The sequence below is a fragment of the Variovorax sp. MHTC-1 genome (assembly GCF_003984645.1).
Classification (GTDB): domain Bacteria; phylum Pseudomonadota; class Gammaproteobacteria; order Burkholderiales; family Burkholderiaceae_C; genus Variovorax.
Genome location: NZ_RWKI01000007.1, coordinates 197,056 through 211,545, shown reverse-complemented (window position 1 = coordinate 211,545; position 14,490 = coordinate 197,056). Strand labels below are relative to the sequence as shown.

The following is a 14,490-nucleotide window of genomic DNA, read 5'->3' as shown; positions in this document are numbered from 1 at the left end:
ACTGCACGCCTGCCGCTCCCGCGGCAGGCCCTTCCCCTAAACTCGCGCGATGCCCTTTTCCTCTCCGATCGCGGTCGCGCGCAGCGCTGTCAATGCGTCGCCGCTGTCCTGGTGGCGGCGCTGGTGGCGCCGGCAGACGCCGGTGCTGCAGGATGCGGTCGCGATGCTGGCGCCGCTGGCGGCGGTGCTGCTCTTTCTTGCAGCCATCGTCGCGGCCTTCTGGTACCTGCGCGCGGAAGAGTTGGAGCGCGAGCAGGAGTCGGTCAGGCGCGATGTGGAGTACGCGCAGCAGCGCGTGCGCCTTCGGCTTCTGGAGCGGCAGGAGCAACTGATGCGCCTGGCGCGCGATGCCTCCAACCGCGAGATCGATGCCACCGAGTTCGCGAGCCGCGCAGAATCGCTGGTCAGCCAGTTTCCCGAGCTGCAGGCGATCAGCTGGATCGACGACCGGCGCCGTTTCAAGGCAGGCTACGCGGCGCCCAGCGTCCATCCGGCGCAGCAGCATGCGGTAGGCGACGTCCTGCGGCCGGGCGACATCGAGAGCAACTACGCACTGGCGCGCGAGCTGCGCCAGCCGGTGTTCTCGCAACCGGTGGCCGGCAGCGATCCGCCGTCCATGCTTCAGTTGCACATTCCCTTCTTCGACCAGGGCCTGTTCGCGGGCATGGTGCTGGGCGAGTTCTCGATCGACGGGCTGCTGCGCTACGGCATGCCCTCCGAGGTGTCGGCGCGCTACGCGGTGTCGCTGCTGGATGCCAAGGGCGGCCTGATCGCCGGCAACACGGTCGCGAGCCCGCGCGAGGCCGAAACCCGCCTTCTGCCCTGGTCCGAACAGACCAACGAATACGAAGTCCCGGTTTCGCCGGTGGGCAACGCGCTGGTGCTGCGCGCGCAGGCCTACCGCACTTCGCAAGGCGTGGTCGGCAATGGCCTGTTCTGGCTGGTAGGCGCGCTCAGCGTGCTCACGAGCTGGATGCTGATCGGCACCTGGCGCCACACGCGCCGGCGCCTCCAGGCCCAGCAGGCCCTCGTGGCCGAAACCAACTTCCGGCGCGCGATGGAGAACTCCATGCTGACCGGCATGCGCGTGCTCGACCTCGAGGGCCGCATCACCTACGTCAACGCGGCCTTCTGCGCGATGACGGGCTGGGACGAGAGCGAGCTCGTGGGCCAGACCCCGCCCTTCCCCTACTGGCTGGAATCCGACCGCGAGATCATGAACGAGCGTCTCGAGGAAGAGCTGCACGGCCGCGCGCTGCCCGGCGGCTTCCAGGTGCGCGTCAAGCGCAAGAACGGCAGCGTGTTCAACGCCCGTCTCTACGTGTCGCCATTGATCGATGCGCGCGGCCACCAGACCGGCTGGATGACCTCGATGACCGACATCACCGAGCCCACCCGCATCCGCGAGCAACTGTCGGCGTCCTACGAGCGCTTCACCACGGTGCTCGAGGCGCTGGACGCCTCGGTGTCGGTGGCGCCCCTCGGCAGCGAGGAACTGCTGTTCGCCAACAAGCTGTACCGGCTCTGGTTCGGCTCCGACACCGTCGGGCACCTGGGCATGGTGGCGCAGGCCGGCGTGCCGGCCTCGCATGCGCACGACGACGCGCTCGACGACGTCGACCCCTTCGCCGGCCTGCCGATCGACCAGCTGACCGCCGCGCAGCCGGCCAACAACGAGATCTTCGTGCCCGAGCTCGGCAAGTGGCTCGAGGTGCGTTCGCGCTACCTGACCTGGGTCGACGGGCGGCTGGCGCAACTCGTGATCGCCACCGACATCACGCCGCGGCGCGATGCCGAAGACCTGTCGGCTGCGCAGGCCGACCGCGCGCAGGCCGCCAGCCGGCTGATCACCATGGGCGAGATGGCGTCCAGCGTCGCGCACGAACTCAACCAGCCGCTGACCGCCATCACCAACTACTGCAACGGCATGATGTCGCGCATCCGCGGGCAGCAGATCGATTCCGAAGCGCTGCTCGCGGCGCTCGACAAGACCTCCAAGCAGGCGCAGCGCGCGGGCCAGATCATCCAGCGCATCCGCTCGTTCGTGAAGCGCAGCGAGCCGAACCGGACGCCGGCCGAGGTCTCGACCATGGTGAGCGAAGCAGTCGAGCTCGCCGGCATCGAGCTGCGGCGCCGCAACGTGCGCCTCAACCACTACGTGGCAGCGCGGCTTCCGGTGGTGCGGGTCGACCCGATCCTGATCGAGCAGGTGATGGTCAACCTGCTGAAGAACGCGGCCGAATCGATCGACCTGGCCGACCGGCCGCTGGCGCGCCGCAGCGTCGAACTGCGCGTGCTGCCCAAGGTCATCGACGGCCAGAACGCGGTCGAATTCTCGGTGCAGGACACCGGCATGGGCCTCGCGCCGGAGGTGATGGATCGGCTCTACGAAGCCTTCTTCTCCACCAAGCCAGAAGGCATGGGCATCGGGCTCAACCTCTGCCGCACCATCGTCGAGTCGCATCGCGGCCGGATGAAGGCAGAGAACATCTACAATGGCCCGGACGTGGTCGGATGCCGTTTTTCCTTCTGGATTCCGGTGTTGGACGCTATTGATTCCGTAGCAAGCAACGAGGCGAAGGTACCCGCATGAGTTTGATTCCCAAGAAGGGCACGGTCTATGTCGTCGATGACGACGAAGCGGTCCGCGATTCGTTGCAATGGCTGCTCGAAGGCAAGGACTACCGCGTTCGCTGCTTCGATTCGGCCGAGTCCTTCTTGTCCCGCTACGACCCGCGCGAGGTTGCCTGCCTGATCGTCGACATCCGCATGGGCGGCATGTCGGGCATCGAACTTCAAGACCGCCTGATCGAGCGCCGTTCGCCGCTGCCGATCGTCGTCATCACGGGCCACGGCGACGTGCCGATGGCGGTCGACAGCATGAAGAAGGGCGCGATGGATTTCATCCAGAAGCCCTTCAACGACGAGGCGCTGGTGGCGCTGGTCGAACGCATGCTCGAACACGCACGCGGCGCCTTCGCGCAGCACCAGCAGTCGGCCAGCCGCGATGCGCTGCTGTCCAAGCTGACCGGCCGCGAGGCGCAGGTGCTCGAGCGCATCGTCGCCGGCCGGCTCAACAAGCAGATCGCCGACGACCTCGGCATCAGCATCAAGACGGTGGAAGCGCATCGCGCCAACATCATGGAAAAGCTCAACGCGAACACCGTGGCCGACCTGCTCAAGATCGCCTTGGGACAGGCGGCGCCCGGCAAGGCAGCCTAGCGGCTATCGTCCCGATAGCCATACCGATCTTCGACGCCTGCGCAAGCGGGCGTTTTTACTTGGAAAATCCAAATCCGATGACAGCCCAATTGATCGACGGCAACGCCCTCTCCCGAAAAATCCGCGGCGACGTGTCAGGCCACATCGCGGCACTGAAAGCGCGCGGCATAGAGCCCACGCTCGCCATCGTCCTGGTCGGCGACGATCCCGCGAGCCAGGTCTACGTCAAGCACAAGGTCAACGACAGCAGCGAAACCGGCCTCGCGGCGAACCTCGAACGCTACCCCGCTTCGATGACCGAGGCAGAGCTGCTGGCGCGCATCCGCGCGCTCAACGACGATCCCAAGGTGCATGGCATCTTGGTTCAGCTGCCGCTGCCGCGGCACATGGACAGCCACCGGGTCATCGAGGCCATTTCGCCCGCCAAGGACGTGGACGGATTCCACGTCGCAAGCGCGGGTGCGCTGATGGTGGGTCAGCCGGGTTTCTGGCCGTGCACGCCCCACGGATGCATGAAGATGCTCGAATCGATCGGCTATGAACTGCGCGGCAGGCACGCAGTGGTGATCGGCCGCAGCAACATCGTCGGCAAGCCGATGGCCATGATGCTGCTGGCGAAGAACGCCACCGTCACCATCTGCCACAGCGCGACGCAGGATCTCGCAGCCCTCACGCGCCAGGCCGATGTGGTCGTCGCCGCGGTCGGCAAGCGCAACATCCTGACGGCGGACATGGTGAAACGGGGTGCCGTGGTCATCGACGTCGGCATGAACCGCCGGGACGACGGCAAGCTCGCAGGCGACGTGGACTTTGAAAGCGTGAAAGAAGTGGCCGGCTGGATCACTCCCGTACCCGGTGGTGTGGGCCCGATGACCCGCGCCATGCTGCTCGCCAACACCCTTGAAGCGGCCGAGCGCGCCGCCAACTGATCACCATGGCCATGAACGACAACCCCCTCCTCGACTTCAACGACCTCCCGCTGTTCGACCGGATCAGGCCGGAGCATGTCGCGCCCGCCGTCGATGTGCTGCTCGCCGACGCTGAGGCCGCGCTGCAAACGGTGACCACGCCCGAGTTCCCGGCCGACTGGAGCGCGATCGCCAAGGTACTCGACGTCGCCTCGGAACGTTTCAGCCGCGCCTGGGGCGCCGTGGGCCATCTCAACGCGGTCGCCGACACGCCGGAACTGCGCGCCGCCTACAACGAAGCGATGCCGCGCGTCACCGCCTTCTGGACGCGCCTGGGCTCCGACGAGCGCCTCTACGCCAAGTACAAGGCAATCGATCCGGCAACGCTGAATCCAGAGCAGCGCCAGGCGCACCTCTACGCCGTGCGCAACTTCGTGCTCGGCGGCGCCGAACTGCAAGGCGACGCGAAGAAACGCTTTGCTGAAATCCAGGAGCGCCAGGCCGAGCTGAGCCAGAAGTTCAGCGAGAACGCGCTCGACGCGACCGATGCGTTCGCGTACTACGCCCCGCTCGGCGAGCTCGAGGGCCTGCCGGAAGATGTCGTCAGCGCGGCGCGCGCGGCGGCCGAAGCCGAGGGCAAGGAGGCCTACAAGCTCACGCTGAAGATGCCCTCCTACCTGCCGGTTATGCAGTTCGCCAGGAGCAGCGCGCTGCGCGAGAAGCTTTATCGCGCCTACGTCACGCGCGCCAGCGAATTCGGCGACCCGGCCTTCGACAATACCGAGCTGATCCGCGAGATCCTCGCACTGCGGCAGGAAGAGGCGAAGCTCCTGGGCTATCCCAACTTCGGCGAGCTTTCTATCGTGCCCAAGATGGCGGAGTCGGCCGGACAGGTCGTCAAGTTTCTGCGCGACCTCGCGGCCAAGGCCAAGCCGTACGGCGAGCGCGATCTGGCGGACTTGCGCGTATTCGCGGCCCAGCAGCTCGGCATCGTCGACCCGCAGCCGTGGGACTGGAGCTACATCGGCGAGAAGCTCAAGGAAGCGCGCTACGCCTTCAGCGAGCAGGAGGTCAAGCAGTACTTCACCGCGCCGAAGGTCATGGCCGGCCTGTTCAAGATCGTCGAAACGCTGTTCGAAGTCTCGATCCGTCGCGACAGCGCCCCGGTGTGGCATCCGAGCGTCGAGTTCTACCGCATCGAACGCGCGGGGCAGAAGGTCGGTCAGTTCTATCTGGACCCTGCCGCCCGTGCCGCCAAGCGCGGCGGCGCCTGGATGGACGATGTGCGCGCCCGCTGGCGCAGGCCGGACACCGGCACGCTGCAGACCCCGGTCGCGCAGTTGGTCTGCAACTTCGCCGAAGGCGTCGACGGCAAGCCGCCGCTTCTCACGCATGACGACGTGACGACACTGTTCCACGAATTCGGCCACGGCCTGCATCACATGCTCACGCAGGTCGACGAGCGTGACGTCTCGGGCATCAGCGGGGTCGAATGGGATGCGGTCGAACTGCCGAGCCAGTTCATGGAGAACTTCTGCTGGGAGTGGGATGTGCTCGCGCACATGACCTCGCACGTCGACACCGGCGAGCCGCTGCCGCGCGCGCTGTTCGACAAGATGACCGCGGCCAAGAACTTCCAGAGCGGGCTGCAGACGCTGCGCCAGATCGAGTTCTCGCTGTTCGACATGCTGCTGCATACCGAGTACGACGCCGCCAATGCCCAGCCGGGCGACGTGATGGCGCTGCTCGGCAAGGTGCGCGACGAGGTCGCGGTGATGCCTTCGCCGCCCTTCAGCCGCACGCCCAATACCTTCAGCCACATTTTCTCGGGCGGTTACGCGGCCGGCTACTACAGCTACAAGTGGGCCGAGGTGCTGAGTGCCGACGCCTACGCGGCCTTCGAGGAAACCGCCGGCGCCAATGGCGAGCCGAGCATCGAGACCGGCCGCAAGTACCGCCAGGCCATCCTCGAAGCCGGCGGCAGCCGCAGCGCGATGGAGTCCTTCAAGGCCTTCCGGGGCCGCGAGCCGCAGCTCGACGCGCTGTTGCGCCACCAGGGAATGACCGAGGCGCAGCCGGCCTGATGCGGCGCGGCCCGCGCGGCCTGAGATACTCCGCTCCATCGGATCACGAAAGTCATCGATGAAGCTCAAGACACATCTTTCAGGCCTCGCCCTGCTGCTTGCCGCCGGCGCCGCCCTGGCGCAGCCGGTCTACCGCCATGTCGACAAGAATGGCAAGGTCACCTTCTCGGACCAGCCGCCTGCCGCCAATGCGCAACCCGCGGCGCCGCGCGGCGGCAGCGTGGCGAGCGCCGGCGCCGGCCTGCCCTACGAGCTGCGGCAGGTTGCGCAGCGCTACCCGGTCACGCTCTACACCAGCGACGAGTGCGGGCCCTGCGGCGCGGGCCGTTCGCTGCTGGTGACGCGCGGAATCCCCTTCGACGAACGGACGGTCAAGAGCAACGAGGACGTGGAGGCGCTGCAGCGCTTGAGCGGCCAAGCCTCGCTGCCGCTGCTGACCATCGGATCGCAGCAACTCAAGGGCTTCTCGGACGCCGAATGGTCGCAGTACCTCGATGCGGCCGGCTATCCCAAGAGCGGCCAGTTGCCGGCCAGCTACCGCAATCCTCCGGCGCAGCCCCTTGTGGCCGTGCAGCCGGCGCCCGCTGCCCAACAGCCCCAGCGCGCTGCGCCTGCACCGTCGAACCCGCCGCCGCCCGCCGCCGCGACCGGCCCGACGCCGAGCAATCCGGCCGGCATCAAGTTCTGAATCAATAGCCCCCACGCTCCGTCGCTTCGCGTACTCGCTGCCCCCCGAGGGGGCCGCAGGCCGCTTTGGGGCGCCCGGTGCCGGCCTGACCGCCCGCTCAGTCGAAGCGAAGCGTCTGCACGCCGGACGGCGTGCCCAGCAGGCACACGTTGGCCCGCTGGTGGGCGAACACCCCCACGGTGACCACGCCGGGCCATTGATTCACCTCGCTCTCGAAGCCGAGGGGGTCGGTGATCCGGAGGCCCGTCACATCGATGATGTGCTGGCCGTTGTCGGTGACCAGCGCCACGCCGTCCTTCTCGCGCACCTGGGCCATGCCGCCGAGCCGCGCGAACTGCCGTACCACGCGCTGTGCCGCCATCGGGATCACCTCGACCGGCAGCGGGAATCCGCCGAGCGTATTCACGCGCTTGGATGAATCCGCAATGCAGACGAAGCGCCTGGACTGGGCGGCAACGATCTTTTCGCGCGTGAGCGCGGCGCCGCCGCCCTTGATCATGTAGCCGCGGCCGTCGATCTCGTCGGCGCCGTCGATGTAGACGGCCAGTTCCTCGACCTCGTTGCTGTCGAACACCGGGATGCCGAGCGCATGGAGGCGTTCGGTGGACGCCACCGAGCTGGATACCGCGCCGCGGATGTCGCCCTTGATCGTCGCCAGCGCGTCGATGAACTTGTTCACCGTCGAGCCGGTGCCGACGCCGACGATCTCGCCTTTCACCACGTGGGCGAGGGCTGCGCGGCCGACCTGCGCCTTGAGTTCGTCCTGGGTCAGGGCCGATGCGGGAGCGGGGGAAGTCATCGGAGAGAATCCTTGGGGCTACGAAGTCCAGAATTATCCGATGTCCCTGCTGCTCCCCTCCTCTCTTTACGGTCTTGCCCGACCTTTCCTTTTCGGCTTCGATCCCGAGCACGCCCATGAGCTGACGCTCGACGCGCTGGCGCGCACGCAGAACACGCCGCTGGCCTGCGTCTACGCGGCACCCCGCATCGAGGACCGGCGCACGCTGGCCGGCCTTTCGTTCCCGAACCGGGTCGGGCTCGCTGCCGGACTCGACAAGAACGCGCGCTGTATCGACGCCTTTGCCGCCATGGGCTTCGGCTTCGTCGAGGTGGGCACGGTCACGCCGAAGGCGCAGCCCGGAAATCCGAAGCCGCGCATGTTCCGCCTGCCGCAGCGCGACGCGCTGATCAACCGGCTCGGCTTCAACAACGAAGGGCTCGACGCTTTCCTGGCCAACGTTCAGCGCGCGCGCTTTCGCCGGGACGATTCGAAGAGGCCGATGCTGCTGGGGCTCAATATCGGCAAGAACGCCGCGACGCCGATCGAGCGGGCGGTCGACGACTACCTGGTGTGCCTGGACGGCGTCTACCCGCATGCCGACTACGTGACCATCAACATCTCCAGCCCCAACACCGCCAATCTGCGTTCGCTTCAGAGCGACGAGGCGCTCGATGCGCTGCTCGGCGCGGTGGCGGACAAGCGCGCTGCACTCGCCGCACGGCATGGCAAGCGGGTTCCGCTGTTCGTGAAGATCGCACCGGATCTCGACGAGGCCCAGGTTCGGGTGATCGCGGCCACGCTGCGCCGCCACGGCATGGACGGCGTCGTCGCCACCAACACCACGCTGGCGCGCGACGCGGTGGCGGGCCTGCCGCATGCGAACGAAGCTGGCGGCCTCTCGGGTGCGCCGGTCAGGGAAGCGAGCAACCGCGTGATCCGTCAGCTGCGATCGGCGTTAGGCAGTGATTTTCCGATCATCGGCGTCGGCGGGATTCTGAGCGCAGCGGATGCCGAGGCGAAGATCGCCGCCGGCGCTGATCTCGTGCAGATCTACACCGGCCTCATCTATCGTGGTCCGGCGCTTGTACGCCAGGCCGCCCAGGCGCTGCGCAAGCGCAGCGCCTGAGCCGCAATCCGGATCAACGCATCCGCCACAGCACCGGGACGACCACAGCCGCCCAGCGCAGCACGCGGCGCGGGCCGAGCACCGCCACGACAGCGGCCGTCACGACACCGGTCGCCACCGGATGCTCGCGCGCGATCCGCAGCGCTGCAGCGCTGGGGGACTCGTCCATAGGGGGTGCATCGGCCTTTTCCGACGATGCGCCTTGCAGCGTCGCGATGCGCTCGCGCTGGCGCGCGATGCGCTGGAGCAGTTCCTCACGGGTCCGGGGCCTGGGTTCACGCGGTGGCGCCTCGCCCTCGTCGCCGAGCCCGAAGCGGCCTTGAACCCATTCCCAGTCGCGCTCGAACTCGCCGCGTGCCGGGTCGAAGGCCTCCGAGGTCTTGCGCAAGGTGCGCATCAACGCCGCGGCCGCAACCAGCCAGAGCCCTATCCACACCGCGGCCACCGTCCAGGCGGCTGCAACGCGGGTAGGCGTCTCCCAGAAATGCACGACCACAGCCACCGACAGCAAGGCGACGGCCACCGTCGTGAGCCCGATCACCGCGATCACCAGGACCAGCATCAGCTGCAGGCGCTGCTTTTCCTCTTCCCATGCCAGCCGCAGCAACTGCACACGGTCTTCGGCAGCCAGGGCACCTTCGCCGGCTGCGATGCGCAGCCGGCGAAGGCGGGATTCCAGCCCGAACAGGGACAGGAGCTTCATGCGAAGCCCCCGGGGCCGCCCTCGTTCGGGCCGAATCGGCGAAGTTCAGCGGCGACCAAGCAGCAAACCCACCAGCACGCCCACCGCCAAGGCTGCACCGGCGATTTGCCACGGCTCGTCATGGGCGTAGGCATTCGCGGTGTTGGCCGCTTCACGCGCCTTCTTGGCGGCAAGCTTGCTCTTCTCCGCCGCGAGCTCGCGGGCGATGGCCAGCTTGCTGTCGATGCGCTGGCGCAAGGCCTTGATGTGGGGCAAGGTGTCGAGATCCTTGCTAGCGAGCACGCCGCGAACGTCGCTGGCAATGTCTTCGGCCACGGCGTTGGCCGCCGCTTCGAGATTTGAGGATGCAGTCATTGAAATCTTCCCTCCGAGGATTGCACCGGCACCGCGCCGGCGGATTCACGCCGGCAAGCGGCGTGGCGTTCCATGGTACATGGCCTCGCGGGTCTACGGCAGCAATGCGGCCACATGCCGGCCGATCGCCAGGCTGCTGGTGAGTCCCGGCGACTCGATGCCGAACAGATTGACCAACCCCGGGACGCCATGGGTGGCGGGGCCTTCGACCAAAAAATCGCGCGCAGGCTCGCCCGGACCGGAGATCTTCGGCCGGATGCCCGCATAGCCAGGGATGAGCGCGCCGTCGGACAGCGCCGGCCAATACTTGCGCACCTCGGCATAGAAGCCGTCGCCGCGCTTCGGATCGACGACCAGGTCGTCGGGCGAGTCGACCCACTGGACATCGGGACCGAACTTGGCCTGGCCGCCCAGATCGAGCGTCAGGTGCACGCCAAGGCCTGCCGCTTCAGGCACCGGGTAGATCAGGTGACTGAATGGCGCGCGGCCCGCCAGCGTGAAGTAGCTGCCCTTGGCGAAATGGGCGGACGGCACCGCGCTCGCGGGCAAGCCTTCGAAGCGCCGTGCAAGCGCGGGCGCGGCCAGGCCGGCCGCGTTCACGACGCTGTTGCAATGCAAGGCAGTGCCGTCCTGGGCCAGCAGGACGATCGCATCGTCCGCGCACTCTGCGCGCACGACCGCCGACTTGAGGGCCACGACGCCGCCCGCATCCTCGAGATCGCCCTGCAGGCTCAGCATCAGTGCATGGCTGTCGACGATGCCTGTGCTCGGCGAATGCAGGGCGGCAAGGCATTCGAGATTCGGCTCCATCGCGCGCGCCTCCTCGCGCGAAAGAAGCACGAGATCGTCGACGCCATTGGCCCGCGCCTTGGCGGCAATCGCCTCCAGCTGAGCGACCTGCGCCGGCGCCGTGGCCACGATCAGCTTGCCGCAGCGACGATGCGGCAGGCCGCGCTTGGTCGCGTAGTCGTAGAGCAGTTGCTTGCCTTCGACACACAGCCGCGCCTTCAGCGAACCCTCCGGGTAATAGATGCCCGCGTGGATCACCTCGCTGTTGCGGGAACTGGTGCCGGTGCCGATGGCCCCTTCAGCCTCGAGCACGATGACCTCGCGGCCTTTTTGCGCAAGCGCTCGGGCGACGGCCAAGCCCACGACACCGGCGCCGATGACGGCGCAATCGAATTCATCCATTCGGCGAGCTTAAGCGGGCGCACGTCCGCGTGGCTCATTCCGGCTCTACGGTGAACGGGTTTTCGGGATCGGAAGGATTGCCCGGCGGCGTCACAGGACCCTGGTCCGGCTCGACCGGAAGCTCCGGCACGTCGGGCGGATCGGGGGTGATGGGCGTCGGAAGATCGGGACTCGTGGCCATGGTCGCTTCTCCTTTCCCTCGTGTCTACGCGCTTTGCGGCGCGCGACAACCAGCGCACAGCCGCAGTTCGCGTCGGCACCAGCCGACACGAACAGACGAGGAAGGAAATTGGTGGGCGGTGGAGGCTTCGAACCTCCGACCCCAGCAGTGTGAATGCTGTGCTCTACCCCTGAGCTAACCGCCCCTCGACGCCGTCGGCGTCGAATCAAATGATGTCCGACGCGCGGTGCGTCGGATGGATTTTCGTGCCGTGTGGCGCGAAGCCCGCAATTATGCCACAGCGCTTTCGTCGATTTGCCGGAAAAGCGTTTGGCCCCTGCTGGCTTTGTCGAGCTGCGCCAGCAGTTCTTCGTGCGCGGAAAGTTCGTGCTCCGTCGCCATCAGCACCGGCAGCTCGAAGCTGCGCAGGTCGATCAGCACCACCGCGCCCGTCGTCGGCTCGTTCGACGCGATGTCGATCAGAAGCGCATCCTGGCCGCGCGTCAGGTTGATGTAGACGTCCGCCAACAACTGCGCATCCAGCTTGGCGCCGTGGAAGGTCCGGTTCGATCGGTCGACGCCGAAACGGTCGCACAGCGCGTCCAGCGAATTGCGCTTGCCGGGATAGACCGCCTTCGCCATCGCCAGCGTATCGGTGACCTCGCCGACGAAGCTGCGCAGCGGCGGCAGGCCGGCAAGCTCGAATTCCTTGTTGAGGAAACCGACGTCGAAGGCCGCGTTGTGGATGATCAGCTCGGCGTCGCGCAGGTACTCGACGATGTCGTTCGCCAACATGGCGAACTTCGGCTTGTCGCGCAGGAAATCGGTCGTCAGCCCGTGTACCTTGAGCGCGTCTTCGTGGCTCTCGCGCTCCGGATTGAAATAGATGTGCAGGTCGTTGCCGGTGAGCTTGCGATTGAACAGCTCGACGCAGCCCAGTTCGATGACCCGGTCGCCGTTCTCTGCCGAAAGTCCCGTGGTTTCGGTGTCCAGGACAATCTGGCGCGACATCAGTGGTTTTCCTTGGCGTGGTTGATCGAATATTTGGGGATCTCGACCGTCAGGTCGGTTTGCGCAAGTATCGCCTGGCAGCTCAGCCGGGACTGCGGCTCCAGTCCCCAGGCGCGGTCGAGCAGATCTTCCTCCCCCTCCTCTGCCTCGTTCAGCGATTCGAGCCCCTTGCGCACCACGACGTGACAAGTGGTGCAGGCGCAGCTCATTTCGCAGGCGTGCTCGATATTGATGTGGTTCTCCAGCAGCGCCTCGCAGATCGAGGTGCCGGCCGGCACGCTGATCTCCGCGCCTTGCGGGCAGTATTCGGAATGGGGAAGGATCTTGATCGTGGGCATTGGGAGTTCTAGAGGGATTCGATCTGACGGCCCGAGAGCGCACGCGCAATGCCCGCGTTCATCCGCTCGGCAGCGAAAGCTTCGGTGCCGTCCGCCAACGCCTTGGTCGCTGCTTCGACGACCGCAGCGTCATTGGCTCTTCGCGCCTCGCGCAGCGCCGCCATCAGCGCCTCGATCGCCCGGCGCTCCTCGGCGCTCAGGAGCTCGCCGTCGGCGTCCAGCGCGCTCTGCGTGGCCAGCAGCATGCGGTCGGCATCGACGCGCGCCTCGACCAGCGCGCGCGCCTGCATGTCCTGCTCTGCGGTCGAGAAGCTTTCCTGCAACATGGCAGCGATCTGGTCATCGGAGAGGCCGTAGGACGGCTTGACCGTGACGCTCGCTTCCACACCGCTGCCCTGCTCCTTCGCGCTTACGCTGAGCAGCCCATCGGCATCGACGGTGAAGGTGACGCGGATGCGCGCGGCGCCCGCGGCCATCGGTGGAATGCCGCGCAGCTCGAAGCGCGCCAGGCTGCGGCAATCGGCCACCAGGTCGCGCTCGCCCTGCACCACGTGCAGCGCCAGCGCGGTCTGGCCGTCCTGGTAGGTCGTGAAGTCCTGCGCCATGGCCGTCGGGATGGTCTGGTTGCGCGGCACGATGCGCTCGACCAGCCCGCCCATGGTCTCTATTCCGAGCGAGAGCGGAATCACGTCGAGCAGCAGCAAGTCGTCGACCCCTCCGTTGCCGGCGAGTTGATTCGCCTGGATCGCGGCGCCCAGCGCGACGACTTCGTCGGGGTTCAGGTTGACGAGCGGCTCGCGGCCGAAGAAGTCGGCGACGGCACGACGAATCTGCGGCATGCGCGTGGCGCCGCCGACCAGCACGATGCCTTGCAACTCGCCCGGCTGAAGGCGCGCGTCGCGCAGCGCCTTGCGCACGGCTGCAATGGTGCGTGCGGTAAGGCTGGCGGTGGCCGCCTCGAACTGCTCGCGCCGGATTTCGACGCGCATCGGGGCGCCTGCTAGGTCAGCAGTAAAGGCGGTGGATTCGGCGTCCGACAGTGCCTCCTTGGCCGCCCGGGCGGCGACCAGCAGTACCGCCTTGTCGATGTCGCTCTGCGTCTCGCGTCGGGTTTGCGCCAGCACGAGATCGGCCAGCGCATGGTCGTAGTCGTCGCCGCCCAGCGCAGAGTCGCCGCCGGTCGCGATGACCTCGAACACGCCCTGCGTGAGCCTCAGGATCGAGATGTCGAAGGTGCCGCCGCCGAGGTCGTAGACCGCGTAGAGGCCTTCGCTCGCGTTGTCCAGGCCGTACGCGATCGCGGCCGCCGTCGGCTCGCTGATCAGGCGCAATACATTGAGCCCGGCGAGTTGGGCCGCGTCCTTCGTGGCCTGGCGTTGGCCCTCGTCGAAGTACGCAGGCACGGTAATCACGGCGCCGTAGAGCTCGTCGTCGAAGGTGTCTTCGGCCCGGTAGCGCAAGGTCGCGAGGATTTCGGCGCTCACCTCGACCGGCGACTTCTCGCCCGCCACGGTCTGCACCTTCACCATGCCCGCATCGCCGCTCAGGCGGTAGGCCATGGCATCGCGATTCGCGATGTCCTGCACGCCGCGCCCCATGAGGCGCTTGACCGAGGTGATGACGTTGGCGGGATCGATGGCGCGTGCGGCCAGTGCCTCGAAGCCGATCTGGCGGCGATCCTTGTCGAGGTAGCGCACGGCCGACGGCAGCACCACGCGGCCTTCGGCGTCGGGAAGGCATTCGGCCACGCCGCTGCGCACCGCCGCCACCAGCGAATGCGTGGTGCCCAGGTCGATGCCGACCGCGATGCGGCGCTGGTGCGGATCGGGCGCCTGGCCCGGTTCTGAAATCTGGAGCAATGCCATCAGGCCTCCCGCCGGGCGGCCCCAAGGGGGGCCTGCGCCCCCTCCGGGGGCAGCGAATA

14 protein-coding genes and 1 tRNA gene are annotated in these 14,490 nt (G+C 67.3%); 6 read left to right on the top strand and 9 right to left on the bottom strand.

Annotated elements, in window-relative coordinates; all coding sequences use genetic code 11:
* The first annotated feature begins 49 nt into the window (after positions 1 to 49).
* The 5 genes from EJI01_RS14660 to EJI01_RS14640 all read left to right on the top strand — a co-directional run bounded on the left by EJI01_RS14660 (position 50) and on the right by EJI01_RS14640 (position 6,902).
* The gene (locus EJI01_RS14660; protein ID WP_126837881.1) at positions 50 to 2,593 is read left to right on the top strand and encodes a PAS domain-containing sensor histidine kinase; all 2,544 of its coding nucleotides are present in this window, start codon (positions 50 to 52) and stop codon (positions 2,591 to 2,593) included.
* Positions 2,590 to 3,222 (top strand): response regulator transcription factor, encoded by a 633-nt coding sequence (locus EJI01_RS14655; protein WP_126837880.1) that lies wholly within the window; start codon positions 2,590 to 2,592, stop codon positions 3,220 to 3,222. The genes EJI01_RS14660 and EJI01_RS14655 overlap by 4 nt, the downstream gene beginning before the upstream one ends.
* A gap of 77 nt (positions 3,223 to 3,299) precedes the next feature.
* On the top strand, positions 3,300 to 4,151 hold the full coding sequence (gene folD / locus EJI01_RS14650) for a bifunctional methylenetetrahydrofolate dehydrogenase/methenyltetrahydrofolate cyclohydrolase FolD (protein ID WP_126837879.1): 852 nt from the start codon (positions 3,300 to 3,302) through the stop codon (positions 4,149 to 4,151).
* A 5-nt stretch (positions 4,152 to 4,156) separates the two neighbouring features.
* On the top strand, positions 4,157 to 6,214 hold the full coding sequence (locus EJI01_RS14645; RefSeq protein WP_126837878.1) for a M3 family metallopeptidase: 2,058 nt from the start codon (positions 4,157 to 4,159) through the stop codon (positions 6,212 to 6,214).
* 58 nt (positions 6,215 to 6,272) lie between these two features.
* Positions 6,273 to 6,902, top strand: a complete 630-nt coding sequence (locus EJI01_RS14640; protein ID WP_126837877.1) for a glutaredoxin family protein — start codon at positions 6,273 to 6,275, stop codon at positions 6,900 to 6,902.
* Positions 6,903 to 6,999: 97 nt separating this feature from the next.
* On the opposite strand, the gene rpiA is transcribed toward EJI01_RS14640, so the two are convergent.
* Complete coding sequence (gene rpiA, locus EJI01_RS14635; RefSeq protein WP_126837876.1) at positions 7,000 to 7,701, bottom strand: ribose-5-phosphate isomerase RpiA; 702 nt, start codon at positions 7,699 to 7,701, stop codon at positions 7,000 to 7,002.
* A 40-nt stretch (positions 7,702 to 7,741) separates the two neighbouring features.
* Here rpiA and EJI01_RS14630 point away from each other — a divergent pair, with 40 nt between their 5' ends.
* Entirely contained in the window at positions 7,742 to 8,809 is a 1,068-nt protein-coding gene (locus EJI01_RS14630; RefSeq protein WP_126837875.1) for a quinone-dependent dihydroorotate dehydrogenase, read from the top strand.
* Positions 8,810 to 8,822: 13 nt separating this feature from the next.
* On the opposite strand, the gene EJI01_RS14625 is transcribed toward EJI01_RS14630, so the two are convergent.
* The 8 genes from EJI01_RS14625 to hscA all read right to left on the bottom strand — a co-directional run bounded on the left by EJI01_RS14625 (position 8,823) and on the right by hscA (position 14,431).
* Positions 8,823 to 9,512 carry a phage holin family protein gene (locus EJI01_RS14625; protein ID WP_126837874.1) on the bottom strand — a complete coding sequence of 230 codons (690 nt, stop codon included), beginning with the start codon at positions 9,510 to 9,512 and terminating at the stop codon, positions 8,823 to 8,825.
* 45 nt (positions 9,513 to 9,557) lie between these two features.
* Positions 9,558 to 9,866, bottom strand: coding sequence for a glycine zipper domain-containing protein (locus EJI01_RS14620; protein WP_126837873.1), 309 nt, complete (start codon positions 9,864 to 9,866; stop codon positions 9,558 to 9,560).
* Positions 9,867 to 9,959: 93 nt separating this feature from the next.
* Complete coding sequence (locus tag EJI01_RS14615) at positions 9,960 to 11,057, bottom strand: NAD(P)/FAD-dependent oxidoreductase (RefSeq protein WP_126837872.1); 1,098 nt, start codon at positions 11,055 to 11,057, stop codon at positions 9,960 to 9,962.
* A gap of 34 nt (positions 11,058 to 11,091) precedes the next feature.
* Positions 11,092 to 11,238, bottom strand: a complete 147-nt coding sequence (locus EJI01_RS14610; protein ID WP_126837871.1) for a stereocilin — start codon at positions 11,236 to 11,238, stop codon at positions 11,092 to 11,094.
* Between the two features lie 109 nt (positions 11,239 to 11,347).
* Positions 11,348 to 11,422, bottom strand: a tRNA-Val gene (locus EJI01_RS14605).
* An 86-nt stretch (positions 11,423 to 11,508) separates the two neighbouring features.
* A complete protein-coding gene (dnaQ, locus tag EJI01_RS14600) occupies positions 11,509 to 12,228 on the bottom strand; it encodes a DNA polymerase III subunit epsilon (RefSeq protein ID WP_126837870.1) in 720 nt (239 codons plus the stop codon).
* The gene (gene fdx, locus EJI01_RS14595; protein ID WP_126837869.1) at positions 12,228 to 12,566 is read right to left on the bottom strand and encodes an ISC system 2Fe-2S type ferredoxin; all 339 of its coding nucleotides are present in this window, start codon (positions 12,564 to 12,566) and stop codon (positions 12,228 to 12,230) included. The genes dnaQ and fdx overlap by 1 nt, the downstream gene beginning before the upstream one ends.
* 8 nt (positions 12,567 to 12,574) lie before the next feature.
* Positions 12,575 to 14,431, bottom strand: a complete 1,857-nt coding sequence (gene hscA / locus EJI01_RS14590; RefSeq protein ID WP_126837868.1) for a Fe-S protein assembly chaperone HscA — start codon at positions 14,429 to 14,431, stop codon at positions 12,575 to 12,577.
* Positions 14,432 to 14,490 lie beyond the last annotated feature (59 nt).

Coding starts and splice junctions, on each gene's coding strand:
- EJI01_RS14660 (WP_126837881.1), top strand. CDS start 50: ATGCCCTTTTCCTCTCCGATCGCGGTCGCGCGCAGCGCTGTCAATGCG.
- EJI01_RS14655 (WP_126837880.1), top strand. CDS start 2,590: ATGAGTTTGATTCCCAAGAAGGGCACGGTCTATGTCGTCGATGACGAC.
- folD (WP_126837879.1), top strand. CDS start 3,300: ATGACAGCCCAATTGATCGACGGCAACGCCCTCTCCCGAAAAATCCGC.
- EJI01_RS14645 (WP_126837878.1), top strand. CDS start 4,157: ATGGCCATGAACGACAACCCCCTCCTCGACTTCAACGACCTCCCGCTG.
- EJI01_RS14640 (WP_126837877.1), top strand. CDS start 6,273: ATGAAGCTCAAGACACATCTTTCAGGCCTCGCCCTGCTGCTTGCCGCC.
- rpiA (WP_126837876.1), bottom strand. CDS start 7,701: ATGACTTCCCCCGCTCCCGCATCGGCCCTGACCCAGGACGAACTCAAG.
- EJI01_RS14630 (WP_126837875.1), top strand. CDS start 7,742: ATGTCCCTGCTGCTCCCCTCCTCTCTTTACGGTCTTGCCCGACCTTTC.
- EJI01_RS14625 (WP_126837874.1), bottom strand. CDS start 9,512: ATGAAGCTCCTGTCCCTGTTCGGGCTGGAATCCCGCCTTCGCCGGCTG.
- EJI01_RS14620 (WP_126837873.1), bottom strand. CDS start 9,866: ATGACTGCATCCTCAAATCTCGAAGCGGCGGCCAACGCCGTGGCCGAA.
- EJI01_RS14615 (WP_126837872.1), bottom strand. CDS start 11,057: ATGGATGAATTCGATTGCGCCGTCATCGGCGCCGGTGTCGTGGGCTTG.
- EJI01_RS14610 (WP_126837871.1), bottom strand. CDS start 11,238: ATGGCCACGAGTCCCGATCTTCCGACGCCCATCACCCCCGATCCGCCC.
- dnaQ (WP_126837870.1), bottom strand. CDS start 12,228: ATGTCGCGCCAGATTGTCCTGGACACCGAAACCACGGGACTTTCGGCA.
- fdx (WP_126837869.1), bottom strand. CDS start 12,566: ATGCCCACGATCAAGATCCTTCCCCATTCCGAATACTGCCCGCAAGGC.
- hscA (WP_126837868.1), bottom strand. CDS start 14,431: ATGGCATTGCTCCAGATTTCAGAACCGGGCCAGGCGCCCGATCCGCAC.